The organism is Acidovorax sp. Leaf73, assembly GCF_916855635.1.
Taxonomy (GTDB): domain Bacteria; phylum Pseudomonadota; class Gammaproteobacteria; order Burkholderiales; family Burkholderiaceae_C; genus Acidovorax; species Acidovorax facilis.
The window spans coordinates 202,118-227,879 of sequence record NZ_CAKASI010000002.1; the positions used below are offsets into that span (position 1 = coordinate 202,118).

The window sequence follows — 25,762 nt, forward strand, 5'->3', positions numbered from 1 at the left end:
GCCATGAACACCCCTTCCTTCCCGCAATCGCCGTCCACCGCCTCCGCCACGTTCACCTTGGCACGCAATCCACACGGTCGGCTGGTTCTGACCCTGGCCGACGGCACGGCCCACGAGGGCGTCACGCCCGTGCGGGCCTTCCCCATCGCGGCACCCGCCGAAGGGCTCTCGCTGATCGGATCTGACGGCCACGAACTGCTGTGGATCGACCGGCTGGACCAGCTGCCAGCCCCCGCCCGCCAGCTCATCGAAGAAGAGTTGGAAGTGCGAGAGTTTGTGCCCACTATCGAAAAAATCATTGCAGTATCGAGCTTCTCCACCCCCAGCACCTGGCAGGTGGAGACGGACCGGGGCCCCGCCAGCCTCGTCCTCAAGGCCGAGGAAGACATCCGCCGCTTGGGCGGACGCACCCGCCTGCTGATTGCCGGGGGCGACGGCGTGCAGTTCCGCGTCAAAGACACCACGGCGCTGGACCGGCATTCGCGCCGGTTGCTGGAACGCTTTCTCTGATCTGACCCTGTACGGGGTCATCCCTGTGTCTCCACCGGCAAGGCACAACGGCAGTGCCAAGCCCTGCCGTGCCCGCTCCCCCCACAAGCCAGTAGCTCCAGACCCGGTGCGGGAATGAGTGCAATCGGTCGGCTGTGAGCCGATCCGGCCCCCGCATGCTCCCAAAAGGGTGACAAAAATTAGGGAAAACCCTAAATTTGAGCCAATCGGTGAAAAAGACCTAAATTTCCCCTTCTTTTTGCCGTAATAGATTACGAAGACGGCGAAAAAGCCTCTGCACTTCGAGCATATCTATTCATCAACCATTGGGGCCACTGCCATGCAAATGCCACCTGTCGACCGATCGCCGAGTTGGCGTCCTCAGGGCGCTGATTTGTATTCCACTGGCGCCTCTGGCGCGCCGCCGGTGCGGCCCATCAATGCATCCAATCCCGTCGAATCCATGGACCGGCTGGGCGAGGGCGCCATCGTGCGCGAGCCCGACAAGCCCTCCGCGCCCGATGTAGCAAACCGGGACTGGACCGAGGTCAAGAAAAAAGACACCGTGGAAGAACCGCCCGAGCCCCCCAAGGAGCCGATCTACAAACAACTGCTGGAGCTGATCCAGTCGATGTGGCGGGCCAGTGGCAGTGCGGTGGAGGTGGCGCAGGACATCAACAAGATGACCCTGCAGGAGCGCATGGCCCAGCAGGTCAAGAACGAGCCGCTGACCTACTCGGACCCCAAGATCAAGCGCACTGGTGGCTTGTGAGGGTTTTGCTCCTAAAATTATAGCTAATTGCGCATAACTGATAAGCGCTGGAGCCTTATTTCATTCAATTTTTGCCCCATTCTGGCCTCAAGGCCGGGGCGATGAAGCGGGAGCCGCTGCCTGGGCCGCCCGCTGCTGATCCCGCTCCGCGCGGTACTTGGCGGCAAAGGCCCGCACTTCCTCGTACGACACGTAGCCATCCTTGTCCGTGTCTGCATCGTCGAACGCGGCGGCCAGGCGGGGAAAGAGCTTGACCTCGGTGCGGCTGAGCTTGCCGTCCCCATTGAAGTCCAGCATCTTGAACTCGCGCATGGCCTTGATCTCGCCTTTGGTCAGAGCTGCCTGGGATTCCGCGGGGGTGCTGGCAGCGGGTGCAGGCGGTGCCGACGCAGTTGCAGGGGGCATGGCCAGCGCAGTGGTGCCCAAGGCTGTCGCCAGGGTGCTCATCACGCAGGCGGCCAGGGAAAATCTGATGCGCAAAACAGGCTCCTTCTGTGGACTGGCAACGATGTTGGCACAGCTGGGCGTGCGTGGGCGGAATGCAACCCAAGGCTTGCAGCTTTCACCGGGAGTTGCAGGGGATTGCAAAACTTTTCGAAGGAACGCGGGTCGTGCCAGGCCCCGGTCTAACCGCCGGCAGGGCGCAGGGGGTTGGAGATACCGCTGTTCACATGCCCGGCTGGCACATGGCGGGCGGCTGAGGTCACATGGCCTGTCTGGTCGTCGAAGAAAAAGTCGGGTTCGAATTCGCGCAGGAATTCGCCCTTGGGCAGGCCGCCCAGGAACATGGCTTCGTCCACATCGATGTTCCAGTCCATCAGCGTGCGGATCGCGCGTTCGTGCGCCGGGGCGCTGCGCGCCGTGACCAGTGCGGTGCGGATGCGCATGCCGGTGGTGCCGCCAGCCTCTCCGGCGGATTGCAGCCGGTGTAGCGCCGCCAACAGGGGCTTGAACGGGCCATCGGGCAGAGGCAGGGCGGCCTTGTCGGTTTCGTGCTGCTGGAAGGCGGCCAGGCCTTCAGCCTGGTACACACGCTCGGCCTCATCGGAGAACAGCACGGCGTCGCCGTCAAAGGCAATGCGCACTTCCTGCGGGTTGGCGTCGCCTGCCTGTACCGATTCGGTGATCACCCGCGCGGCCGGGTAGCCCAGGTGCAGCGCCTCGCGCACATCGGCCTCGTTGGCAGACAGGAACAGGTGTGCGCCCAGCGGTCGCAGGTAGCGAAACGGGTCACGCCCCTGGGTGAACACGCCGCGCTGGATGGTGGGCAGGCCATGGGCGTTGCAGGAGCGAAACACGCGCATCCCACTGACCGGGTCATTGCGCGAGAGCAGCACCACCTCCACCCGCTGGTGCTCCGAGGTGTTGAAGGCGAGCAGCTTGCGCACCAGCGAGAACGCCACGCCGGGCGCGGCGGGCACGTCCAGGCGCTGGCGCTGCAGGTCCACATAGGCGCGGTCATCCCTCTCGTGCTCGAAGACGCGGTTTTCCTCTTCGAAGTTGAACAGCGCCCGCGATGAGATCGCCACCACCAGCTTGTCGTCCAGTGTCACAGCCATAGGGTCACTTCACGAACTGATTCAGTTGGATGATCGGCAGCAATACCGCCAGCACGATGAGCATCACGATCAGGCCCATGCCGACGATGAGCAAAGGCTCCAGGATGGTTGCCAGCGCCATGGCGCGGCGCTGGACCTCGGTGGAAAGCTGCCTGGCGGCGCGCTGCAGCATCACCGGCAGTTGCCCCGTCTGCTCGCCCAGGCGCGCAAACATGGACAGTAGGCCGGGGAAGCGCTTTTTCTGCGCCAGCGCCGAGGCCAGGGGCGCACCTTCGCGCACCAGCACCAGCGCTTCGAGTGCATCGGCGCGCAGGGCGCGGTTGTTCAGCGTTTCGGCGGCGGCCTGCAGCGCCTTGAGGATGGGTACGCCCGCACCCGCCAGCATGGCCAAGGTGCCCGCAAAACGCGCCGCGTTGTAGCCGCGCGCCAGTTTGCCCACCAGCGGCAGGTTGAGCCAGGCGGCATCGAATTTTTCGCGAACATGCCCGATGGTCAGCGCCCAGCGTGTGCCAAAAGCGATCAAAACAGAAGCAATCAGCATCATCCAGCCATAGCTGCGTACAAAAGCGCTGATGCCCAGCATGGCCACGGTCAGAAACGGCAGCGCCCGCTTGGTGCCCGCAAACACGCTGGCCACCTGGGGCACCACGTAGCCCACGAGGAAGAGCACGATCACGATGGCGACGATGGTCACGATGGCGGGGTACAGCGCAGCGCCCACCAGCTTGGCCTTGAGCGCCTGGCGTTCTTCCAGGTCGTCGGCCAGGCGTTCCAGCACCAGGCCCAGGTTGCCGCTGTGCTCGCCCGCGCCGATCACCGCGCAGTAGATGTCGGAAAACTCGCGCGGGTGCTGCGACAGGGCGCGCGCAAACGTGGCTCCGGCATTGACCTCAGCGCGCAGTGCGGCCACCAGGTGGCGCTGGCGTTCGTCGTCGGCTTCTTCAGACAGTGCCGTGAGGGCGCGCTCCAGCGGCAGGCCGGAAGACACCAGCCCGGCAATCTGCCGCGTCCAGATCGACAGGCCCGTGGCGCTGAACACGGGCCGTGTGAACAGGCGCTGGCCCAGGCTGGCCGAGCTGCCATCCAGCGACTGGCCGGTCTGCACCAGCTCTACCGCCAGGGGCACGAGGGCCTGGGCTCGCAGCAGGCTGCGCGCGGCCTTGGCGGTGTCGGCCTCCATGAGGCCCTTGCGGGTCTGGCCCTGGGCGTCCAGGGCTTCAAAGGAAAAAGCAGGCATGCGGGTGCGGGCGGTATGGCGGTGGCGTGGAAATCAGGCGGTCACACAACAGGCTGATGCGGGCGAAAACCTTGCAGCCCCTGATGGTAGCCGGTACCCAAGGCCCATGGCTGTGGGCCAGTACCCTTGCCAGCGGGATGACCCAGGTCAAGGCGCTGACGCATTGGGCGCGCAGAATGAAAAGCGATCTGTGGCATCGGGTTGCAGGTGTTCTGAATGAACAAGGAGTCTTTCATGCTGAAGAACAAGGTTGCGATGGTCACCGGGGCATCGTCGGGCATTGGGCGTGCCATTGCGCTGGTGTGGGCACGCGAAGGCGCCAAGGTGGTGGTGTCGGATGTGAATGTGCAGGCAGGCGAGGAAACGGCGGCGCTGGTACGCGCAGCCGGGGGCGATGCCATTTTTGTGGCTGCCGATGTGGGCAGGCCCGAGGACTGCGAAGCGCTGGTGAACCGCACCGTGGCCTACTACGGCCGGCTGGACATCGCCTGCAACAACGCGGGCATCGGCGGCCCGCAGGCGGCCACGGCCGATTACCCCCTGGATGGCTGGGCCCAGGTCATCAACATCAACCTCTCCGGCGTGTTTTACGGCATGAAATACCAGATCGCAGCCATGCTCAAGAATGGCGGCGGCTCCATCATCAACATGGCATCCATCCTGGGGTCGGTGGGTTTTGCCACCGCCCCGGCCTACACCGCGGCCAAACACGGTGTGGTGGGGCTGACTAAGGCGGCTGCGATTGAATACAGCGCCCATGGCGTGCGTATCAATGCCGTCGGGCCTGCCTTTATCCATACGCCCATGATCAGCGGGCTGGAGCAGGATGCTGGCATCAACGCGATGCTGGTGGGCGCCCACCCCATCGGCCGCCTGGGGCAACCTGAAGAGGTGGCCGAGCTGGTGACCTGGCTGGCGTCCAGCAAGGCGTCGTTTGTGACCGGGGCGTATTACCCGGTGGATGGCGGCTACCTGGCGCGATAAAACACCGGCGCGGCGTTGGAGCCATGGAAACTGGATGGCTGGAAAGGGTGGCTGCCTCTGATGAAGTTCTCCTCGAACCCGATGTGGCGTGGGTGAGACGGCCCGCCACCGCATGCCATTTTGCCCTGTGCCGCTTGCGGTGCCTGCGCTTAAGATGCGGCAGTTGGGGCCGCGCCATGGCGCAGCCCCCCAGATTTGACTTACAAAGGAGAAGAAAGTGAATAAGACGACTGCCCTGGGAGGACTGGTTGCCGCTTTGGTGTTATCTGCTTGCGGCGGAGGCGGGGATGATGTGGCGCCACCTGCGCCAAAGCCTCCTGCGACCGTGGTCACCGGCGTGGAAGGCCTGTGGACCGGGGCGACCACCGACCCTCTGAATGTGCAGGGTGTGGTGCTGGAGAACGGCGAATCCTGGAGCATCCTGACCGATGCAGTGGGCGCCGTGGTGGGCATATCGCAAGGCGCCGTTCAGACGTCGGGCCCAGATGTTGTCTCTGGCACCGGGCGCTATCTCAATGTGGTGGATGAGGCAAACCTTGCCAGCCGGACGACGGTGGCGGTCAGCTATAGCGGCAAGTACGCGGTGCGGGACTCGGTGCAGGTCACGGATTCCAAGGGCGTGAAGTTCACCGGTACCTATGGCGTGCTCTACGAGCAGCCTGCTGTCGTGAGCGAGTTGCTGGGTACGTATTCCGGCACTGGCATTGGCAATCAGGTGCGAGAGCCCCTGGTGTCGGTTTCCATTTCCACAGGTGGATTGGTGTCGATTCCCTCCTACCCGGGCTGCTCCGTTCGCGGCACCGTGGTGCCCCGCGCCAGCGGCCGGAACGTGTTTGATCTGCCGCTCACCTTCAGCGGAGCCACCTGCCCCGTGGGCGATGGCGTGGTTGTTCAACACGTTGTTCTGTACAACGACACCACCCAAGCGATCGTGATCATGGGGCAGAGTGCGAGCAAGGCAGAAACTTTCGTCTACACCGGACAGAAGACCTAAGCTCTTTTATCAAGGCACTCAGCGGCTTTCCCACGCTTCGGCGTGGGCCTGTGCAGCAACATCCAGCGAGCGCAGGCGCAGTGCTGGGTCGTAGACATCGCTCACCAGCATCAGCTCATTGGCCCCGGTGGCTTCGGTGAGCTGTGCAAGGCCCGCGCGCACTGTGTCGGGCCCGCCGATCACGGCAGCGGCCAGAAAGTCGCCAATCGCGGCGCGCTCCTGGGGCTGCAGCTGCGCGGCGTAGTTCTCAACGGGCGGCAGCAGGCGGCGCCGGTCGCCGGTCAGAATGCCCAGCACCCGCTGGTAGGTGCTGCTGGCCAGAAACTCCGCTTCTTCATCCGTGGGCGCTGCAATCAGCGGCACCCCGATCACCACATAGGGCTGGGGCCAGGCGGCGGACGGCCGGTACAGGTTGCGGTACAGGTCAATGGCCTGGTGCAGCAGGCGCGGGGCAAAGTGCGAGGCAAAGGCATACGGCAGCCCGCGCTCCGCCGCCAGTTGCGCAGAAAACAGGCTGGAGCCCAGCAGCCAGATCGGCACGTTGGTGCCCGCACCGGGCATGGCGATCAGGCGCTGGCCTGGTTCGGCCGGGGCCAGCAGGCGCTGCAACTCTGCGACGTCCTGCGGAAAATCATCGGCTGTCTCCACCCGGCTGCGGCGCAGTGCGCGCATGGTGGTGGGGTCCGTGCCCGGCGCGCGGCCCAGTCCCAGGTCGATGCGGCCCGGGTACAGCTCGGCCAGGGTGCCAAAGGCCTCGGCCACCACCAGAGGCGCGTGGTTGGGCAGCATCACGCCGCCAGAACCCACACGGATGCGCGAGGTACCACCGGCAATGTGGCCCACCAGCACGGCGGTGGCTGAGCTGGCAATGCCCGCCATGTTGTGGTGCTCTGCCAGCCAGTAACGGGCAAAACCCAGCTTTTCAGCATGTTGCGCGGTGCGCAGGGCAATCTGCAGCGCATCGGCTACGGTGCCGCCCTCCCGGACGGCGACGAGGTCGAGCATGGACAGGGCGGGGCGTTGAGCAGTGGAAGTCATCCGTGCATTGTCTGGCCCTGGCCACATTGCTGCTGGCTACCGGGGCAGAGCTGGCAGGGCCAGAAGGGTTGACGCGCACGGTTTTTACCAAGAGGTCATTTTTTGGTAGCCAAAAGCGCGCGCGCCCCACAGAATGTTTCAAGGCATTTCCGGCAGGACCATTCCTGGTGCTGGCGGACGAGGTGCCTCCACAGGGACCAAGCATGGGTTTTTTCAGTCGTCTGTTCAAGATCCGGGAGCAAGATCCCACCAGCCCTGACACCACCTGGGCCATGGAAGACAACGGCAGCGAATTGGTGCTGGACGCCGAGTACGCCTCCATGCTCATGACCGAAATCGATATCGACGCGGCCATTGCCAGCCATGAGCGCTGGCGCCTGCAGCTGCAGGACATGGTCAATGGCCGCTCGCAGGAAGTGATGCGGCCCGAACGCATCTGCCAGGACGACCGCTGCGACCTGGGCCGATGGCTCTATGGCACGGGGCGCGTGCGGCTGGGGCATTACCCCGCGTTCGACATGCTGGTGGCCCGGCACAAATACTTTCACCAGCAGGCGGCCGATGTGGTGACTGCGTTCCAGGCGGGCGAGCAGCAAAAGGCCGTGCAACTGCTCAACAGCAGCTGCCGCCATGCGTCCAACCAGGTGCTGTTGCTGCTCAAGGAACTCAAGCGGGGCCTGGGGCGCTGATACCTTGGGGCGCGGTGTACACAGGCACGGCCAGGGCCAGTCGGCGCTGTGTGAATGGTCGCTCTGTTTTTGATAGCTTAAAACGCCTGATGCACAAGCGCTGAGGCCATTTTATCTGAATTCTGCGAAGATTTCCGGCGCCGCAACCTCGCCCAGCCCCCACCGTTTCGGCCCGCCCGCCAGCATCGGCACACAGTTCTTACATCTGAAGACACGGCCGCCAGCGAGAAACGCCGTTGGCGTGGCTATCCTTCGGCGCGCGCCAACCATTGCTTGCAGTTGGTTGCGCAAAAACACAATCGATCCATCGATTCAAGACCAATCAAGAAGCTGACCACGTCAGAGAGGGAACCCCCATGGACCGCCGTAAATTGTTGACGCTCGTAACCCTGGCTTCCGGCGTGAGCGCCGTATCGCCCGTGTGGGCGCAGTTTGACCTGGGCAAGATGCTGGATGCAGGCAAGGACCTGGCCAAGTCCGAGAGCCTGTCGGACGAGGAACTCAAGAGCACGTTCGACCAGATGTCCGCCGAGATGGACAGCCAGAACCAGGTGGCCCCGGCAGGAAACCCCTATGCCAAGCGCCTCACGAAGCTCACCTCGGGCCTGGGCACCCACGACGGCCTCAAGATGAACTTCAAGGTCTACCTCACGCCCGAGATCAACGCCTTTGCCATGGCCAACGGCACCATCCGGGTGTATTCGGGTTTGATGGACAAGTTCACCGACGATGAAGTGCGCTATGTGATCGGCCACGAGATCGGCCACGTCAAGGCCGGCCACACCAAGGCCCGCATCCAGACCGCCCTGCGCACCAGCGCGCTGCGCAATGCCGTGGCGTCGAGCAACGGCAAGGCCGGTGCCATTGCCAGCTCGCAGCTGGGTGACCTGTTCGAGAAAGTGGTGCGCGCACAGCATTCGCAAAGCAACGAGCGCGAGGCTGACGACTACGCCATGGGCTTCATGAAGGCCAAGCGATACCAGCCCGCCGCTTGCGTCACTGCGCTGGAAAAACTCGCCGCCATGTCGGGCGGGGATTCGACCAGCTTTTTGTCTACCCATCCGTCACCCAAGGAGCGGGCGGACCGGATGAAGACGCAGGTTGCCTGACCTGAAGGCCCGAAGGCCTGAAGGTGGGCCTGCGGCTTTAGCTTGATACCTGGTGGGGCCGCGCCTTCGGGCGCGGTTTTTTTACGTGGGACCGTTGCGGATGTACCTCGGTGCTTGCGGATGACCCCGGAAATCACCATACACCTTTGCGTCAGGGTAGTACTCCGCCCCAAACTGCACCTTGCCTGCGGCTTCTTCGCCGCCTACATGGGCGATGAACGCCAGCATCAGGTCAATGCCTGCTGATACCCCGGCGGACGTCCACAGCGACCCATCGCGTACCCAGCGCTGCTCCACAACCTCCACATCGCCCAGTGCGCGCAGGCGGTCCAGGGACCCCCAATGTGTGGTGGCGCGCTTGCCGCCCAGCAGACCAGCCGCGTGCAGCACAAAAGCACCCGTGCAGACGGACAACACGGCCTGGCAGGTTTGCGCCTGCCGCGCCACAAAATCGCGCATGGCCGGGTTGTCCACTTCACGCCGCGTGCCCTGGCCACCGGGGACGAGCAGGTAGTCCAGCGGTGGGCAGTTGTCGAAAGCGTGGTGGGGGTTGACCGAGAGCCCCTTGGCGCAGGTGATGGGCGCTGCCGTCTGCGCGACAGTCATGCAGTTTTGGGGGCCATCGGCGTAGCGACTCCACATCGTGAGCATTTCCCAGGGGCCGACGAAATCGAGTTCCTCGACGTCGGGGAACAGAACGATGCCGAAATTCATGCGCAGGCTCCTTGCGTTGTGGCGGCTCATAAGGCCAATGGTTCAGTAACTCCGCCCACCCTTGTACATCGCATGCTGGCGCCGGTTCAGCGTCGCGGCTTCGCCCAGCCGCCCCATGGCAGCACCCGCATGCGCATGCGTGATGGCCATGCCCAGGCCATCGGCCGCGTCGGTGCCTGGCACGCCGGGCAGGCTGAGCAGGCGCCGCACCATCTCCTGCACCTGGCTCTTGGCGGCGCGGCCGTGGCCGACCACGGCTTTTTTCATCTGCAGCGCCGTGTATTCGGCCACCGGCAAATTGCTCGCCACCAGGGCCGTGATGCAGGCGCCCCGTGCCTGGCCCAGCAGCAGGGTGGACTGGGGGTTGACGTTGACGAACACGATCTCGACCGAGGCCACATCGGGTTCATAGCGGGCCGCCACTTCGGTGATGCCGTCGAACAGGATCTTCAGGCGCCCGGGCAGATCGCCCAGCGCCAGCGTGGTGGTGCGGATGGTGCCGCTGGCCACGTAGCTGAGCTTGTGGCCGTCCATGTCTACCACGCCAAATCCGGTGGTCTGCAGGCCGGGGTCGATGCCTAAGATGCGCATTTGCTCACTATTTGATAGCTGCTATCGCTTGTTGGTAAAGCGCTAGATGCCAATTTTCTTGAAAATTTCTGGGTCGGTTCATTTACAGACCGAAGTACCAGCGCACCGAATGGAAAAACACCGGCGCCGCAAAACACAGCGCGTCCACCCGGTCGAGCAGGCCACCCGCACCGGTGACCGACATGCCCTGCATGCCCCAGCTGGTGATCCCGCGGTCGCGCTTCAGGGCCTTCATCACCAGGTGCCCCAGGCTGCCCGCCACGCAAGCCAGGAGCGCCATACCGAGCGCCTGGCCGGGCTTGAACGGGGTGATGAACGTGAGCAGCCCGCCGGCCAGCCCCCCGGCCGCCACACCGGCCAGCCAGCTCGTCCGCTGAAAACTCTGGCTCACCTGCGGCGCCACGGGCTTGTGCGGAAAGCGCCGCCCCAGCAGGTGCTGCACCAGCATGCAGGTCTGCACCACAAACACCAGGAAAAACACCAGAAACGCACCCTTGTCGCGGTAGCCCGGAAAGTCCAGCAGCAGCAGCGCGGGCACGTGGCTCATGCCGTACACGCACACCATGATGCCCCACTGCAGCTTGGCGTTGCGCTCCAGAAAACGCTGCGGGTCGTTGGCCAGCGCACTCACCACAGGCAGGGCGAGGAACACGTAGACGGGGATGAACACCGTGAACAGGTCAAAGTGCTTGCTGCCCACGATCCAGAACTGCAGCGGCAGCACCACAAAAAACGCCAGCACCAGGCTGCGGTGGTCGCCACGCCGTGTGGGCGAGAGCGTGATGAACTCGCGCAGCGCAAAAAACCCCACGATGGCAAAGAGCACGGTGGCTACCGTGTCGCCCAGGACCCAGCCAATCCAGAAGACGGAAGCCATCATCCAGGATGTTTTGAGCAGTCCCCAGAAACGCTTGGCTTCGAGGATGCGGGCTTCGGATTCAGGGTCGTCGCTGGCGTGTTCACGCAGATTGCGTACGAAGGCCCAGATGGTGACGACGGACAGGATGCCAAACATCACCAGGAACAGGGCACCGACCTGCTGGGTGGCAGTCAAATTGCGGAGGAAGTTGTTCATGTTCAGACTTCCCTGAGCGCGATGACTGCACGGCGTGCCCGGTCGAGGAACGGGCGACGCTCTTCACCTGCTTCCAGCTGCACGGGCTCTCCAAAAGTCACTGAGCACAGGATGGGCACTGGCACCACTTCGCCCTTGGGCATCACGCGCTGCACGTTGTTGATCCAGGCGGGCACCAGCACCACCTGCGGGAACATTTGCGCCAGCTTGAACAGGCCCGACTTGAACGGCTGCGGCTCGTCGCCATGGCCGCGCGTGCCTTCGGGAAAGATCACGATGGAGTCTCCGCTCTCCAGCGCACGCACCAGCGGGGCCAGCGGGTCGGACTCGGGCAGGGCTGCGCGCAGCTCCTCGGGGGTGGGCGCGCGGGGCGGGGCTTCGGGCGACGGATCGGGGCCGCCCGCCATGGCGGTGTCCGCGTCGCTGGCGGCGGTGGCAAGGGCCTCCAGCACGCCCACCGGCTCCGCAGCCAGGGGAGCCGGGGGCCGCGCAGGCGTGGCCTGACGGTCTACATACACGGCGTTGAACACGGCGGTGGTGATCCACTGGCGGAACGGCGTCTTGGTCCAGTAGTCCTTGGCGGCAATGGGCCGCGTGATGCTGCGCAGCTCCTCGGGCAGCGCCGCCCAGATCAGCACCATGTCGGCGTGGCTCTGGTGGTTGGCGAAATAAATGCGCTGCTCGGCCTTGGGCGGGCAGCCGTACCAGCGGGCCTGGGAACCGGTCAGAAACCGCACGATCCCCAGCAGAAGGAAACTCATCAACTTGGCAAGCATGACGGGGATGATACGTGGCGGGTGTGCCCGGTCGGGCGTGTACTGTGGCGTGCCGCAGCCGGGCGGCTGCAGCTACCCTGGCCACTACACCCAGATGCGATATGCCCAGAACGCCTCGTCGCCGTAGATGCCGTCGTACAGCGCCTGTGGGGCATAGCCGGTGATGCGCCGCGTGACGCGGCACAGGTGCGACTGGTCCGAGAAGCCCGCGCCTGCCGCCACATCGGCCCATTTCACGGTGCCCTTCGCGGCGTCCGAAGCGATGGTGTCGAAAAACGCCTGCTCGGCCTTGCCAAAGCCGCGCAGCTCGCGCAGCGGCAGCCCGGCCCAGCGCTTGATGCGGCGCTCCAGCTGGCGCAGGCTGCGGCCGGGAGCCGATACAGCGGCGCGCTGCGCGAGGTGCATGGCCCAGTCACCGTAGCGCTGCACCTGCAACGCCTGCGCGGGACGGCAGGCTTGCCAGCGGGGTTCCAGAAACGCCTCCAGGCAGTCCATGCGGGCGGCATCGCCCGGCTGGTGCTGCACGGCTTCGCACATCGCGATCCAGTCGGGTGGCAGCACGGTTTGCGCATCCACGAAACGGTCAGTCAGCGCCTCAGGCTCCAGGCCGGTGAGCTGGTGCAGCGCGTCGGGCATGAACATCACCATCATGGCGTGGGTGGGCGCTGCGCAATAGCTGGCGCTGGGCCGGGTCTGGGGGCCCGCCAGCACCCAGCGGCCGGGATACGCCTCGCGCGGGCTGTGCAGGCCGGGCAGGGTGTCGGGGCGGTCTGCCACCAGGGCTTCGCTGCGACCTTCAAACCACCAGCTCAGGCTGCAAAGGGGCGTGGCCGGAAAGCGGTTGATGCGTTGCGCATCCGTGAGCGTGTAGCCGAGTGTGCTGCGCACCATGGTGCCGCGCAGGCAGGCCGACAGGCTGGCGCGCGGAAGCCACAGCTGGCCCGAGGGGATCAGCCCCTGCGGATGCCGTGCGGAAGGTGGGACCAGGGTTGCCATGGGGCGCGAGTGTAGGCCAGGGGCGATGTCGAATTCGTTCAATACCTGCCCGCTGCTGCACCGCACCATCCGCACCATGAACCACGCCATCACCACTGCCCCATCGAAGCCCGCAACACCTTCCCCCTCTGCGCAGCTTGCGCCAGCCCGGCTCCCCGAGCCCGGTGGCCCGCCCAGCCGCTGGTGGGGCCTGCCCTTGCTGTGGGAGATGCGGGCCGATTACCTCGGTTTCGTCACCCGTCTGCAGCGTGACCATGGCGACCTGACTCGCATGCGCCTGGGTAATGAAGATGCCTGGGACCTCCTGTCGCCCGACCTCGTGCGCGAGGCGCTGGTCACCCACGCAGACCACCTGATCCGCTGGGAGCGCGGCATCGCCGTGTTCGAGCAGGTGTTCGGCCAGAGTGTGCTGGTGACCGAGGGCGACACCTGGCAGCGCCAGCGCCGCATGCTGATGCCTGCTTTTACCCCCAAACGCGTGGCGGGCTACGCGCAGCTCATGACCGATGCCGCCCGCAGCGCACTCGACGCCGCCGTGCCCGCTGGCCAGTCCGAAGCGCTGGTGGCCATGGACACGCTCTGGACCGATGTGGCCATGGATGTGATCCTGCGCACGCTGTTCAGCGAATCGGCCCAGGCCGACGCGCGCGATGCCGCCTGGGCCACGCAGACGCTGTCGGAGACAGCCTTCCGAGAAATGTTCATGCCCTTCACGCTGCCCGACTGGCTGCCCCTGCCCGGCAAGGCCGCCAAGCGGCGCGCGCTCAAGGCGCTCAAGGGGCTGGTGCAGCGCCACATCGGTGCGCGCAGCCGGGAGGCGGCAGATTCAGCAGGCGCCCCGCCACGCACTGACCTGCTGCACATGCTGCTGGCGCTGCGCGACGAATCCACCGGCGAGCCGCTGTCGCCGCAGGAAGTGTTCGACCAGTGCATGGTCAGCTTCCAGGCCGGGCACGAGACCAGCGCCACCACGCTGCTGTGGTGGAGCCGCCTGATGGCCGAACACCCCGAGGCCGCGCAACGCGCACAGGCCGAGGTGGACAGCGTGCTCCCCCCAGGCCAGACGCCCGGCCCCGAGCACTTGGCGCAGCTACCCTTTCTGTCCGCCACGCTCAAGGAGGCGCTGCGCCTGTACCCACCCATTGCCGCGCTGATGACCCGGCGCACCACCGCACCCATCACGCTGGGCGGCGTGGAGGTGCCCCAGGGCGCCATGCTGCGCATCACGCCCTGGGTGCTGCACCTGGATGAACGCTGGTTTGCCCAGGCCGACCGCTTTGTGCCGGAGCGTTTTCTGGATGACGCCCCGGCCATCCCCAAAGGCGCGTGGATACCGTTTGGGGTGGGGCCACGCGTCTGCATCGGGCAGCACTTTGCGATGCTGGAGATGACGCTGCTGGCGGCGATGTTGTTGCAGCGGTACCGGCTGCGGTTGCCGGAGGGGGCGGCGGTGTGTGTGCCGAAGCTGCGGGTGACTTTACGGCCGGAGGAACCAGTAACGCTGCTACTAGCGCGAAGGGGGTAGACGCTTTTAGCTTGGCAATTTGCTCCCCAGACTGATGCCGAGGTACTGCTACGGAGGGGAGCGTCGCCGATTTCTCAAAAACCGATAGATGGAAATGTAGGCCCACCATTGCGGTCCGCAGAGGGTGATCCACACCAGTTGCTTGAAGGCGACGAATGCGGTGAAGTCCTGACCATAGAGAACTTTCGCAGCAAGCGCGGCGGGCAACCACGAAGGGATGTTCAGTGTTGTCAGCACGGCCTCGACATAGCTCGGGACGCCACAGCATGCTGAAAGTGGAATCTCGCCATAGGCGACCGCGAGGCTCCAGGCGCTAAAGACAACAACCAGTGCGATGTTTGCGGCGGCCACCCAACGCTCGGCTCGCGTGAATATCATCAGCAAATCCTTCCGTTGAGCACTGGATCCTTCACGGCAGCTCCGCACTCCCCATCCGACCCAATATCGTCCGCGTCCTTCCCGCCAGATACGCCGACCCCGGTGTCTTCTCAAACCGCTTGGGTGCAGGCAGCATTACCGCCAGCCGCGCGGCTTCCGTGGCGCTCAGGCGCGAGGCGCTTTTGCGGAAGTAGTGCTGCGCGGCCGCCTCGGCGCCGAACACGCCTTCGCCCCATTCCACGCTGTTCAGATAAATCTCCAGGATGCGCTGCTTGCTCAGCAGCTGCTCCAGCAGCAGCGTGAGTACAAATTCCTGCCCCTTGCGCAGCAGCGTGCGTTCGCCGGATAGCAGCAGGTTCTTGGCCAGTTGCTGCGTGATGGTGGAGCCACCCCGGATCTTGGGGGCGCGCACGGGGCGGTCGGGGGCACGGGCCTGGGCTTTGTTGGCCAGGGCCTCGGCCTTGGCGTTGCGCTCCCAGGCTTTTTCGATGGCATTCCAGTCCACGCCGTCGTGGCTCACAAAGCCATCGTCTTCCGAGGCGATCACGGCGCGCTTGAGCTGATCGGAGATGCTGGCGTAGGGCATCCACTGCTGGCGCCAGGGGACGTTGCCTTTGGTGGTGAGCAGCGTCCAGGCCTCGGAGCGCTGAAAGCTGGTGGATTCGGGGTCGATGACCACCATGGCAGCGATACGGACCACAAAGAACAGCTGCAGCGCCACGAAGGCGAGCACCACCAGTCCCAGCCAGCGCAGCACGGCTTTCATCGCGGTGTGTCTCCTCGTGTGGGGTGTTGTTATTTAGATGAGTTGGCCTGCTGCATTTCCTGCAGCACCTGGGCCGACGGCGGGCGCACGCCGCGCCACAGCAAGAAGGCTTCGGCGGCTTGCTCGACCAGCATGCCCAGGCCGTCGCGCGGAACGGCGCCGTGCTGGCGGGCCCAATCCAGAAAACCCTGCGCGGCGGGGCCATACATCATGTCGTAGGCCAGGCAACCGGGGCGCAGCACGCTGGCGGATACCGGCACTTCGGCACCGGCCAGGCTGCTGGCCGTGGCATTGATAATGACATCAAAATTGGCCTCTAGCGCTTGTGGAGTAAGCGCAATAAGCTCTGATTTTTGTAGCAATGCAAGCGCACTGTGCGACTGCACCAGGGCCTGCGCCTTGGCCAGCGTGCGGTTGGCCACCGTGATGTGGCGGGCTCCTGCCAGCAACAACGGGCCCAGCACGCCCGCAGCGGCGCCACCGGCGCCTACCAGCAGCACATCGCGTCCCGCCAGCGACACACCCGCGTTGCGCGTGATGTCGGCCACCAGGCCCAGGCCGTCGGTGTTGTCGGCATAGATGCTGCCGTCGGTGCGGAAGGTGAGGGTGTTGGCCGCACCGGCCAGCTGCACGCGCTCGCTGCATTCGGTGGCGAGAAGTGGTGCGTCGGTTTTGAACGGAACCGTCACGTTGCAACCGCGCCCGCCCTGGGCCACGAAGTCGCGCACGCCCTGGGCAAAACCATCCATGGGCACCAGGCGGCGTTCGTAGGCGATGTGCTCACCCGTCAGTTCGGCAAAGCGGGCGTGGATGGCGGGGGAGCGGCTGTGCGCCACCGGATTGCCCATCACGCAGTACAGGTCGGCGGCTTGGCTCATGGGTAAAAAATCGTGCGGTATGAAAAAAGGCGGGTTGGCAGGGCCGCCGCGGGCAGGGCCTGGTGGCGACTAGCGGACGCTGGTCTCCAGCGTCTGATCGCGCGTGAACTTGAAGCGCGCCACCATGGCGATCTGGTCGGCCTTCTTGCGCATGTCGGCGCCAAACGCGCCAAACGGACCGGCAGCCCGGGCAATCGCCTCGGCGCGCCGGTCCAGCGTGGGGTTGCCCGAGCCTTGCACCACCTCGGTGTCGAGCACGCGGCCGTCGTGGTTGACGGTGACGATCATGGTCAGCTCGCCATACAGCTTCTTTCCGCCCTGTTCGGGGAAGTTTTCGGTGCCCTTGTCTTCCACCTTGCGGCGCAGGCCGTCGTAATAGATGGCGTAGGCCTCTTCGCGCGTGGCGGGGCTGATGTAGCGCTTCTTGGGGCGCGAGTTTTCTTCATTGATGCGCTTTTCGATCTCGGCGAGTAGCTTGACGAGCTGGCGGCGCTTTTCCTGCTCGTTGGCCTGCTCGGCGCTCTGGCTGGCCTGGCGCGGATCGGGCTCGGGCATGGTGGCCAGCTGCTTGCGCAACTGGGCCAGCAATTGCGCCTGCTGCTCCTGCATCGCGTCCATCTTGCGCTGGGCTTCTTCGTAGTCGTCGCCCACCGTGGTCAGCGCGGTGTAGGGCAGGGGGCTGGTGGCGCGGCCCTTCTCGGCATCGCCGCCGCCGGCCAGGTTGGCCTGGGCAATCGCCTGGGCCTTGTCGGGGCGCTCGTTGGACTTGGCGTTGACCAGGATGACTTCGAGCGGCGTGTCCTGGAACACGCGGTTGAAGCCCTCGGGGTCGATGAAACGCACCGAGATGAGCGCGGCATGCACGGCCACCGAGATGCCCAACGCGAGCTGCAGCGTGCTGAAGGTGCGGAGGAAGGCAGGGAGTTTCATCGCCAGCAATTATCAGGGGCTGTCAGGGGGAATCAGGCGGCCGGTGCTGCCGCAGCGGCTTCGGCGGGTGCCTCGTTCACGTCCACTGCAATGGCAATCGGTCCGGCCACGGTATCGTCGTCCTCGGCATCGTCCACCGGGCCGTCGTCGCTGGTGTCGGCCGGGTCATCCAGGCGCTCGATCACGGTGCCATGGATATCGAGGGTGATCTCGTCCACCTCGCCCAGCTTGACCTTCAGGCGCGCGCCGCGCGGCAGGTTCTGCGCGCCCAGCACGGGGAAGACCAGCGGAATATCGTCTGCACGAACGAGGAAGCTGCCGCCCGGGCCTTCCTTGAAGACGGTGACGTTGAGCTCAGTGATGCCGTTCTGCTCTACATATTTGAGCGTCCAGAACCGTTCCATGCCCGCCTGGTAGCCGTTGTAGGCGCTGTAGGCGCCGTCAAAGCTGCTGATGATGGAGAACAGGTCGGCATCCTTGGGCTTGAACGGCGCGGCCAGCGCAGCGGTCTTGCCGTGGCGGGCGCAGGCAATGATTTGCCACTGGTTGACCAGGTCGGTGTAGCGGCGCAGGGGCGACGTGGCCCACGAATACGCTTTGACGCCGATGCCCGCATGCGGCAGCGCCTTGGTGCCCATCCGCACCTTCACGCCCGGCGCCATGCTGGCCTGGCTGCGGTAGATGCCGGGCACTCCCAGCTCGGCCATCCAGCTGCCCCAGGTGCTGTTGGCCACGATCATGGCCTCGGCCACGATCAGGTCGAGCGGCGCGCCGCGCTGGCGTACGCTGATCTGCACTTGTTCATCGCCCGTGGGCTCGGCGCCGTTGTTGCCGACCAGGCGGAAGTTGTAGTCCGGCCGGTTGAAGTTCTCGGGCTTGCCACGCACCACTTCGCGGCGGGCTTTGAGGTCCTTGGCAAGGCGGTGCAAAAATGATAGCTGGGGGCGCAGGTCAGACAAGCGCTGGGAGTCGTTTTGATGCTCGAACGCCGGGTTGGAGAGCCATTCTTCGGTCACCACGCTGTCGAGCTGGTCGTGGCGCAGGTTGGCGACCACGTGCACGCGCTCCAGCCTGGTTTCAGAGCTTTTGAATTCCAGCGTGGCTTCGTCGATGGTGACGTACAGCGACACGGCCGGGTTGGCGCGGCCTTCGTCCAGCGTGTAGGTCTGCACCACGTCATCCGGCAGCATGGTGATCTTGTAGCCCGGCATGTACACCGTGGACAGGCGCGCACGGCCGAGCTGGTCGATGGCGCTGCCCGGCTGGATGGCCAGACCCGGCGCGGCGATGTGGATGCCCAGCACCACGGTGCCCGTGCCCAGGCCCTGCACCGACAGCGCATCGTCGATTTCGGTGGTCTGCGAATCGTCGATGGAATACGCCTGCGCGGTGGACAGCGGCAGCTCGTCCGCAATGGAGGGTGCGGTGACGGCGGGAAAACCCGTGCCCTTGGGGAAGTTCTCGAACAAGAAGCGCTTCCAGTGGAACTGGTAAGCCGAATCGATGGCGCCCGCCTTTTGCAGCAGATCGAGCGGCGCGGTGTGCGTGGCGCGGCTGGCGTCCACCACGGCCTTGTACTCGGGCGCGTTCTTGTCGGGCTTGAACAGGATCTTGTAAAGCTGGTCGCGGATGGGCTGCGGGCATTCGCCCCGTCCCAGCGCGGCGGCCCATTCGTCGATCTGCGCGAGGATGGCCTTTTTCTTCTCGATGGCGGCCAGCGCCTGCTGCAGGATCTCGGCCGATGCCTTCTTGAACCGGCCCTTGCCCGCACGGCGGAAATAGTGGGGCGCGTCGTACAGGCGGAACAGCGCACCGGCCTGCTGGGCCAGGGTGGCGTTTTCAGAGAAATAGTCCCGCGCCAGGTCGGCAAAGCCGAATTCGTCTTCGGGCGCGAACTCCCAGGCCAGGTCCAGCTCAATGGTTTCGGCCACGGCCTGGGCCTGTGCGATCAGATCGGCGGGAGCTGGCTTTTCAAACTTCAACAGAATGTTGGCGGCCTTGACCTTGACCCGCTTGCCCGAGTCGAGCTCAACCTGGGCGGATGTATCGGCTTCGGACAGGATACGACCGGCCATGAACTTGCCGGCTTCTTCAAACAATGCGTGCATGGGCGGCATTGTCCCATGGGTGCCGCGCCGGTCCGACGGCCCCGGGCCTGCCCCTATGATCCAGGGCTTTGCACGATGGCCCGGTTCTTTCGACATGTTTTTTGATGCCATTGCCGTTCCGCTGGCCTTGCTCGCAGTGGCTTTGCCGTTTCTGTTTGCCGTCACTGACTCCCCAATCGCCAACTTCTGGCCGCTGATCGCGTCCTGGGTGTGTGGTGCGGTGCTTTTGCTGCTGGCAGCCGGGTGGGCACGCGCCGGGGTCGCGAAGCGCAGGGGGCCTGCGGGCTGGGGTTGGCTGCTGGCGGGTGGGCTGGGGCTTGCCGCGCTGGTGGCCAGCGTCATCGGGCTGGTGCAGTACCTTGCTGGCGATGTCGGCCTGGGGCCCTGGATTCATGCCTCGGTGCCGGGCCAGGCGGTGGGCAACCTGCGCCAGCGCAACCAGCAGGCCACCCTGCTCAGCCTGGGCGCGTGGGCCTGGCTGTGGTGGACGCTGCATGCCCGTCCACAAGGTAACGCGGACTTGGCCGGGGCGGCCAGCCCAGGCCGCGTACCTTCCACCGGTGTGTGGGGCGTGCTGACCGCCGTGGCGCTGATGTGGATCGCCGTGGGCGGGGCCGCCACAGCGTCGCGGACCGTGGTGGTGCAGTGGCTGCTTGTCTTTGTGCTTCTGGTCGTGTGGCGTGGCGCGGGCCGTGGCGAGGCGCTACGCCTGGGTATCGCAGGGTTTGCGGTTTTTCTGGTGGCAGCCTGGGTGCTGCCCGAGGCGCTCTGGAAGTTCCAGGGCGTGCGCGCAGATGCCTTGTTCCACCGTTTTACGGACGGATCGCACACCTGCACCAGTCGGCGGGTGCTGTGGTCCAACGTGCTCACCCTGATTGCGCAGAAACCGTGGCTGGGCTGGGGCTGGGGCGAATTGGACTACGCACACTACATCACGCTGTTCCCGGGCGAGCGCTTTTGTGTGCTGCTGGACAACGCGCACAACCTGCCCCTGCACCTGGCCGTAGAGCTGGGCCTGCCCGCTGCCGTGGCGTTGTGCGGGGTCGTCGTGGCAGGGTGCCTGTGGGCCCGGCCTTGGAGCGAAGCCGAACCTGTGCGCCAACTGGCCTGGGGCGTGCTGGCGATCATCGGACTGCACAGCATGCTGGAATACCCGCTGTGGTACGGGCCGTTCCAGGTGGTGGCCTTGCTCTCGGTGGCGATCCTGGTCTGGCCCCGGCGCGATGAAGCATCGGATGGGCGCGCGTGGCCTGCGGGGGCTGCTGCGCTGGTGGCCGCCTTGGCAGTCCTGGGTGCCTGCGGCCTTGCCGCCTGGGACTACCACCGCGTGAGCCAGCTTTACAAGCCGGGGGCGCAGCGGGCTGCCGCGTACCGTGAGGATACGCAGGCCAAGGTGTCCCATTCGCTGCTGTTTTCGGGCCCGCTGGACTTTGCGCGCCTGACCACCACGGGGCTGACCCGCGACAACGCAGCGCGCATGAACGCCCTGGCCCAGGAACTGCTGCATTACTCCCCCGAGCCCCGCGTCATTGAAGTGCTGGTTGAAAGTGCCGTGATGCTGGGCAAGGACGACGAAGCGGCTTTCCACATGAAGCGCTACCGTGCAGCCTACCCGGACGACTATGCCCGCTGGATGGGGGCGGGTGGAACCCGGGCATCCCAGGCACGTTGAAGAGGTTCTGATGCGCTGGTGCCCCCGGCGCCCGGTTGATGTCAGGCCAGAGCCAGAAACTCCGTCACCTGGGGCAGGTAGTCGCTGAAATTGGCGAGGGCGTGTTGTCCCCCCTCCTGCACCACCAGCCGTGCCTGCGGGTAGCGCGCCACCATTTCACGCCAGTCCAGCACCTCGTCGCCCTTGGCAATGATGGCCATCTCGGGGGCTGCGGGCGGCTGGCCCGTGGTGTCCAGCGCGCGCAGCTCGTCAATGTATTCAGGCTGGAAGTAAAACCGCTCCGCTGGGTCGTGCCAGATGGTCTGCTCGCCGATGTACCGCGCAAGGTCACGCGCCGGGTGCACGGCCGGATTGAGCATCACGCTGGGGCAGCCCTTGTGCTGCGCCACCCAGCTGGCGTAAAAGCCACCGAGCGAGGAGCCGATCACCGCCATTGCTGCTCCGGGCCACAGGGCAAGCCCCTGCGCGACCAGTTCCATCGCCGCTTTGGGGGAGGGCGGCAGCTGGGGGCACCAGAAGGTGACACCCGGGTGGTGCTGCGCCACATGCGCAGCCATCTGCCGCGCCTTAGCAGACTGGGGCGAAGAGCGAAAGCCGTGCAGGTACAGAAGGTGGGTGGTGGTCATGGAGGGGGAAAACGACAGGGCAGGGGAATCACTGCTGTGAAAGGGGTGGCCGAGACATAAGATGCATGGCATGGGCACCACGCGGTGGGCCCGCTGCCTTGATCCCCACCATGACTGATTTTGCCCCGCTTTCCACCGCCAAACGCTGGGCTTTGGGATCCACCGACAAGCCTCCCACGTCGCTGGGCCGCTTTGAACTGAAAAAGCTGCTGGGCCGGGGCGCCCAGGCCACTGTGTGGCTGGCTCTGGACCCGCGCCTGCAGCGCGAGGTGGCCATCAAGCTCATGCGCCCCGTGGAGGACCAGGACCCGTCGGTGCTGGAGCACTGGCTGCGCGAAGCCCGGCATGTGGGGCGCCTGGCGCACCCCTTCATCGTTCCGGTGTTTGAGGCCGATGTGCAGGGCCGCCAGCCCTACATCGTGTTCGAGTACGTTCCAGGCAAGACGCTGGCCGAGCATCTGGCGCAGCAGGGGCGCTGCACGCCGCACGACGCAGTGGCGCTGATGGTGGATGTGCTGGATGGCCTGCAGGCCGCGCACCAGGCCGGGATCGTGCACCGCGACCTCAAGCCTTCCAACATCATGATCGACACCCAGCGCCACGCGCGGGTGATGGACTTCGGCATGGCGGCTCCGGTGCAGGCTGTGCCGGATTCGCAACTGGCCAGTGGCACCCCGGCGTACCTCGCGCCCGAGGCGGCGGCCGGGGCGGCCCCTGCACCGGCCATGGATGTGTATTCGGCCGCCCTGGTGCTGGTGGAGCTGCTCACGGGCCGGCCACTGATCCACCAGAAGGACGCCTGGCAGGCGCTGTACCGCGTTGCCAACGAAACCCTGGTGCTGCCGGAAGACCTGGGGCCGGGCGTGGACGACGCCCTGCGGGCCATTTTGCAACGTGCGATGGCGCGCGAGCCGGGCCAGCGCTATCCGTCGGCGGCGGAGTTTCGCGATGCCTTGCGTGCCTGGGCCGCTCCGGCCAGCGCGCCCACGGCCGCCAGCAATGCCACGCTCGACTTCCTGCTGCGGCGCATGCGCCACAAAAGCGACTTTCCGGCGCTGTCGGACTCGGTGGCGCGCATCCAGCGCGTGGCCAACTCCGAGGACGACAGCATCAGCGATCTCACACACGAGATCCTCAAGGATGTGGCGCTCACCAACAAGTTGCTGCGCTTGGTCAACAGCGTGCATTTCGCGCATGCGGGCCGGGGCACCATCAGCACCGTGTCGCGGGCCGTGAGCCTGGTGGGCTTCAACGCCGTGCGCAACATGGCACTCAGCCTGGTGCTGCTCGACCACATGCAGGACAAGGCCCATGCAAGCCAGATGCGCGAGGAGTTTTTGCGCGCCATGATGGCCGGTTCGGTGGCGGCGGAGCTGTGCGAGCCCGGCCAGGCGGCTGAAGAGGCCTTCATTGGCGCGATGTTCCAGAACCTGGGCCGCATGTTGTGCGAGTTCTATTTTCCGGAAGAGGCGCGCCAGGTGCGCTCCCTCATGGAGACTGGCCGCGTGGAGGGGGGCGAAGAGTCGGCCGCGCTGCAGGTGCTGGGCCTGGGCTTCGAGGACCTGGGGGTGGGCGTGGCCCGCGTCTGGGGGCTGCCCGAGAGCCTGCAGCGCTGCATGCGCAAGCCCCTGGGCTCGCCCATGCAACGCGCGCCGGAGCAGGGGGTGGAGCGCCTGCGCTGGGTGGCGATGGCTGCCAATGAGGTGGCCAGCACCCTGCTGGCGAGCGATGCCGCGTCGCTGGAAGCCCGCCTGGGCCAGATCGGCACCCGCTATTCCCGTACGCTGGCGCTGTCTCCCGCAGCGATTTCGGAGGGCACTTTGCGCGCCCGCCACAAGCTCGTGGCGCTGGCCGAGGCGCTGGACCTGCGCGTAGCCCCCGGCACGCCTGCGGCGCGGCTGCTGCAGCTGCCCCCGGCGGCCGGTGCCGGGCCCGCGCAGGATGACGCCCTGGGCTCGCACGAGCTGCGGGCCAGCGAAACCCAGCCCTTGCCAGCGGTGCTGGAGTCGCAGGCCAGCGGCGCCGTGTCGGTCGCGCAGGTCAACGAAGTGCTGGCAGCGGGCATCCAGGACATCACCAATGCCATGGTCGAGAGTTTTCAGCTCAACGACGTGTTGCGCATGATCCTGGAGACCATGTTCCGCGCGCTGGGGTTTCGGCGCATGGTGTTTTGCCTGCGTGAGGCACGCACCGATTTGCTGACCGGCCGCTTTGGCCTGGGCGAGGGCAGCGAGGCCGCCGTGCGTGCCATGAAAGTCCCGCTCAAGGCGCCGGGCGACCTGTTTGCCGCCGTCTGCCTGCGCGGTGCCGATACGCTCATCAACGACGCGACGGAGCCCAAGATGCAGGCCCGCCTGCCCGAGTGGTACCGCGCGGGGCTCAATGCCCCCTCGTTCTTGCTGCTTCCGCTGCAGATCAAGGGGCAGACGTTTGCGCTTATCTATGCCGACCAGTCCACGGCAGGGGGCATCGTGGTGGACGACAAGGCCCTGGGCCTGCTGCGCACCCTGCGCAACCAGGCGGTGATGGCCTTCCGCCAGGCGGGGTGACGGTGGCGCGGCCCCAAGGGCCGCGATAATCCCTCGATGGCCGTTGTTTTTGAAAAGCCCTCGCTCGCCCAGCGTTTTCTTCCCCTGTTTCGCGGGTTTGACCTGCCGCTCATGCTGGTGGTGGCGTTGCTCGCCTGCGCCGGGCTGGTTGCCATGTATTCATCGGGCTACGACCACGGCACACGGTTTTCGGACCATGGGCGCAACATGCTCATTGCGGGTGCCATTTTGTTCATGGTGGCCCAGGTGCCGCCCCAGAAAATCATGCTGTTCGCTGTGCCGCTGTATGCGGCTGGCGTGGCGCTGCTCTTGGCGGTTGCGCTGTTTGGCATCACCAAAAAAGGGGCGACGCGCTGGATCAATGTGGGCATCGTCATCCAGCCCAGCGAGATCCTGAAAATTGCCATGCCCCTGATGCTGGCCTGGTGGTTCCAGAAACGCGAGGGCACCTTGCGCCCGCTCGACTTTGCGGCGGCAGGGCTGCTGCTGGCCGTTCCGGTGGGGCTGATCATGAAGCAGCCCGATCTGGGTACGTCGCTACTGGTTCTGGCAGCTGGCCTGTCCGTGATCTTCTTTGCCGGGCTCTCCTGGAAGCTGGTGCTGCCACCGGTGGTGCTGGGGGGCGTGGGCATCCTGGCGCTGGTGTTGCTGGGGGACCAGTTGTGCGCGGACGGCGTGCGCTGGTCGGTGCTGCACGACTACCAGCAGCAGCGCATCTGCACCCTGCTCGACCCCACACGCGACCCGCTGGGCAAGGGGTTCCACATCATCCAGGGCATGATCGCCATCGGCTCGGGGGGCATGTGGGGCAAGGGTTTCATGGCGGGTACGCAGACGCATCTGGAGTTCATCCCCGAGCGCACCACTGACTTCATCTTTGCCGCGTTCTCCGAGGAGTTCGGGCTGGCAGGCAACCTGTTTCTGCTGGTCTGCTTTTTGATGCTGGTCTGGCGCGGCCTGGCCATCGCCGCAGGGGCCACCAGCCTGTTCGGGCGCCTGATGGCCGGGGCGGTCTCGATGATCTTTTTCACCTATGCCTTTGTGAATATGGGTATGGTCAGCGGCATCCTGCCCGTGGTGGGCGTGCCGCTGCCTTTCATCAGCTATGGCGGCACCGCCATGGTCACCCTGGGCCTGGCGCTGGGCATCCTGATGTCGGTGGCCCGGGCCCAGAAGCAGGACCCCAAGGACGCTCGGCCTGCCCTATAGCCATAGGCTTCGCTGGGAGATCAGGAACACCTTCCAGGGTCTTTACCCAGGCGTTGCGTGCATAGCGGCAAGAGGGTACAAACCGGCAGGCCAACTGT

At 65.6% G+C, this 25,762-nt stretch carries 25 protein-coding genes; 10 read left to right on the plus strand and 15 right to left on the minus strand.

Features of this window, described 5'->3' with window-relative positions; all coding sequences use genetic code 11:
• Positions 1 to 3 precede the first annotated feature (3 nt).
• Positions 4 to 510, plus strand: coding sequence for a DUF1854 domain-containing protein (locus LPA35_RS07280; RefSeq protein WP_055395969.1), 507 nt, complete (start codon positions 4 to 6; stop codon positions 508 to 510).
• A 319-nt stretch (positions 511 to 829) separates the two neighbouring features.
• Positions 830 to 1,261, plus strand: coding sequence for a hypothetical protein (locus LPA35_RS07285; RefSeq protein ID WP_029414343.1), 432 nt, complete (start codon positions 830 to 832; stop codon positions 1,259 to 1,261).
• Positions 1,262 to 1,348: 87 nt separating this feature from the next.
• On the opposite strand, the gene LPA35_RS07290 is transcribed toward LPA35_RS07285, so the two are convergent.
• From LPA35_RS07290 to gspF, 3 genes are all read right to left on the minus strand, one after another.
• A complete protein-coding gene (locus LPA35_RS07290) occupies positions 1,349 to 1,741 on the minus strand; it encodes an EF-hand domain-containing protein (RefSeq protein WP_370460251.1) in 393 nt (130 codons plus the stop codon).
• Positions 1,742 to 1,887: 146 nt separating this feature from the next.
• Positions 1,888 to 2,820: a 5'-nucleotidase gene (locus tag LPA35_RS07295; RefSeq protein ID WP_228896207.1), complete on the minus strand. Its 933-nt coding sequence runs from the start codon at positions 2,818 to 2,820 to the stop codon at positions 1,888 to 1,890.
• 4 nt (positions 2,821 to 2,824) lie between these two features.
• Entirely contained in the window at positions 2,825 to 4,057 is a 1,233-nt protein-coding gene (gspF, locus tag LPA35_RS07300; protein WP_228896209.1) for a type II secretion system inner membrane protein GspF, read from the minus strand.
• 234 nt (positions 4,058 to 4,291) lie between these two features.
• Here gspF and LPA35_RS07305 point away from each other — a divergent pair, with 234 nt between their 5' ends.
• A complete protein-coding gene (locus LPA35_RS07305; protein WP_228896210.1) occupies positions 4,292 to 5,041 on the plus strand; it encodes an SDR family oxidoreductase in 750 nt (249 codons plus the stop codon).
• 217 nt (positions 5,042 to 5,258) lie between these two features.
• The gene (locus LPA35_RS07310; RefSeq protein ID WP_147433800.1) at positions 5,259 to 6,035 is read left to right on the plus strand and encodes a hypothetical protein; all 777 of its coding nucleotides are present in this window, start codon (positions 5,259 to 5,261) and stop codon (positions 6,033 to 6,035) included.
• A gap of 18 nt (positions 6,036 to 6,053) precedes the next feature.
• On the opposite strand, the gene LPA35_RS07315 is transcribed toward LPA35_RS07310, so the two are convergent.
• Complete coding sequence (locus tag LPA35_RS07315; protein ID WP_228896212.1) at positions 6,054 to 7,073, minus strand: LLM class flavin-dependent oxidoreductase; 1,020 nt, start codon at positions 7,071 to 7,073, stop codon at positions 6,054 to 6,056.
• A gap of 203 nt (positions 7,074 to 7,276) precedes the next feature.
• On the opposite strand from LPA35_RS07315, the gene LPA35_RS07320 reads away from it, so the two are divergent.
• Together LPA35_RS07320 and LPA35_RS07325 are read left to right on the plus strand one after the other, a co-directional pair.
• Complete coding sequence (locus LPA35_RS07320) at positions 7,277 to 7,762, plus strand: CZB domain-containing protein (RefSeq protein ID WP_055395973.1); 486 nt, start codon at positions 7,277 to 7,279, stop codon at positions 7,760 to 7,762.
• 356 nt (positions 7,763 to 8,118) lie between these two features.
• A complete protein-coding gene (locus LPA35_RS07325) occupies positions 8,119 to 8,871 on the plus strand; it encodes a M48 family metallopeptidase (RefSeq protein WP_176887008.1) in 753 nt (250 codons plus the stop codon).
• Positions 8,872 to 8,952: 81 nt separating this feature from the next.
• On the opposite strand, the gene LPA35_RS07330 is transcribed toward LPA35_RS07325, so the two are convergent.
• The 5 genes from LPA35_RS07330 to LPA35_RS07350 all read right to left on the minus strand — a co-directional run bounded on the left by LPA35_RS07330 (position 8,953) and on the right by LPA35_RS07350 (position 13,023).
• The gene (locus tag LPA35_RS07330; RefSeq protein ID WP_228896220.1) at positions 8,953 to 9,585 is read right to left on the minus strand and encodes a DJ-1/PfpI family protein; all 633 of its coding nucleotides are present in this window, start codon (positions 9,583 to 9,585) and stop codon (positions 8,953 to 8,955) included.
• 42 nt (positions 9,586 to 9,627) lie between these two features.
• On the minus strand, positions 9,628 to 10,176 hold the full coding sequence (gene ruvC, locus LPA35_RS07335; protein ID WP_055395965.1) for a crossover junction endodeoxyribonuclease RuvC: 549 nt from the start codon (positions 10,174 to 10,176) through the stop codon (positions 9,628 to 9,630).
• An 82-nt stretch (positions 10,177 to 10,258) separates the two neighbouring features.
• The gene (locus LPA35_RS07340) at positions 10,259 to 11,251 is read right to left on the minus strand and encodes a phosphatidate cytidylyltransferase (RefSeq protein WP_228896222.1); all 993 of its coding nucleotides are present in this window, start codon (positions 11,249 to 11,251) and stop codon (positions 10,259 to 10,261) included.
• Between the two features lie 2 nt (positions 11,252 to 11,253).
• A complete protein-coding gene (locus LPA35_RS07345; protein WP_121508584.1) occupies positions 11,254 to 12,027 on the minus strand; it encodes a 1-acyl-sn-glycerol-3-phosphate acyltransferase in 774 nt (257 codons plus the stop codon).
• 84 nt (positions 12,028 to 12,111) lie between these two features.
• Entirely contained in the window at positions 12,112 to 13,023 is a 912-nt protein-coding gene (locus tag LPA35_RS07350; protein WP_228896224.1) for a helix-turn-helix domain-containing protein, read from the minus strand.
• Between the two features lie 25 nt (positions 13,024 to 13,048).
• On the opposite strand from LPA35_RS07350, the gene LPA35_RS07355 reads away from it, so the two are divergent.
• Positions 13,049 to 14,548: a cytochrome P450 gene (locus LPA35_RS07355; RefSeq protein WP_228896226.1), complete on the plus strand. Its 1,500-nt coding sequence runs from the start codon at positions 13,049 to 13,051 to the stop codon at positions 14,546 to 14,548.
• A gap of 48 nt (positions 14,549 to 14,596) precedes the next feature.
• On the opposite strand, the gene LPA35_RS07360 is transcribed toward LPA35_RS07355, so the two are convergent.
• The 5 genes from LPA35_RS07360 to LPA35_RS07380 form a co-directional block, all read right to left on the minus strand.
• Positions 14,597 to 14,926 carry a hypothetical protein gene (locus LPA35_RS07360; RefSeq protein WP_228896228.1) on the minus strand — a complete coding sequence of 110 codons (330 nt, stop codon included), beginning with the start codon at positions 14,924 to 14,926 and terminating at the stop codon, positions 14,597 to 14,599.
• 31 nt (positions 14,927 to 14,957) lie between these two features.
• The gene (gene mtgA / locus LPA35_RS07365) at positions 14,958 to 15,692 is read right to left on the minus strand and encodes a monofunctional biosynthetic peptidoglycan transglycosylase (RefSeq protein ID WP_055394917.1); all 735 of its coding nucleotides are present in this window, start codon (positions 15,690 to 15,692) and stop codon (positions 14,958 to 14,960) included.
• 29 nt (positions 15,693 to 15,721) lie between these two features.
• Positions 15,722 to 16,570, minus strand: a complete 849-nt coding sequence (gene aroE, locus LPA35_RS07370; protein ID WP_228896229.1) for a shikimate dehydrogenase — start codon at positions 16,568 to 16,570, stop codon at positions 15,722 to 15,724.
• Positions 16,571 to 16,639: 69 nt separating this feature from the next.
• Entirely contained in the window at positions 16,640 to 17,500 is an 861-nt protein-coding gene (locus tag LPA35_RS07375; protein ID WP_055394913.1) for an energy transducer TonB, read from the minus strand.
• A gap of 32 nt (positions 17,501 to 17,532) precedes the next feature.
• Entirely contained in the window at positions 17,533 to 19,608 is a 2,076-nt protein-coding gene (locus LPA35_RS07380; protein WP_228896231.1) for a ribonuclease catalytic domain-containing protein, read from the minus strand.
• A 94-nt stretch (positions 19,609 to 19,702) separates the two neighbouring features.
• Between LPA35_RS07380 and LPA35_RS07385 the strand changes: the two genes are divergently transcribed.
• Positions 19,703 to 21,280: a Wzy polymerase domain-containing protein gene (locus LPA35_RS07385; RefSeq protein WP_228896233.1), complete on the plus strand. Its 1,578-nt coding sequence runs from the start codon at positions 19,703 to 19,705 to the stop codon at positions 21,278 to 21,280.
• Between the two features lie 41 nt (positions 21,281 to 21,321).
• Here LPA35_RS07385 and LPA35_RS07390 read toward each other — a convergent pair whose 3' ends face one another.
• On the minus strand, positions 21,322 to 21,906 hold the full coding sequence (locus LPA35_RS07390) for a YqiA/YcfP family alpha/beta fold hydrolase (RefSeq protein WP_228896234.1): 585 nt from the start codon (positions 21,904 to 21,906) through the stop codon (positions 21,322 to 21,324).
• Positions 21,907 to 22,016: 110 nt separating this feature from the next.
• On the opposite strand from LPA35_RS07390, the gene LPA35_RS07395 reads away from it, so the two are divergent.
• Together LPA35_RS07395 and rodA are read left to right on the plus strand one after the other, a co-directional pair.
• The gene (locus LPA35_RS07395; RefSeq protein WP_228896236.1) at positions 22,017 to 24,455 is read left to right on the plus strand and encodes a serine/threonine protein kinase; all 2,439 of its coding nucleotides are present in this window, start codon (positions 22,017 to 22,019) and stop codon (positions 24,453 to 24,455) included.
• Between the two features lie 36 nt (positions 24,456 to 24,491).
• Complete coding sequence (gene rodA / locus LPA35_RS07400) at positions 24,492 to 25,664, plus strand: rod shape-determining protein RodA (protein WP_055394909.1); 1,173 nt, start codon at positions 24,492 to 24,494, stop codon at positions 25,662 to 25,664.
• Positions 25,665 to 25,762: the final 98 nt, after the last annotated feature.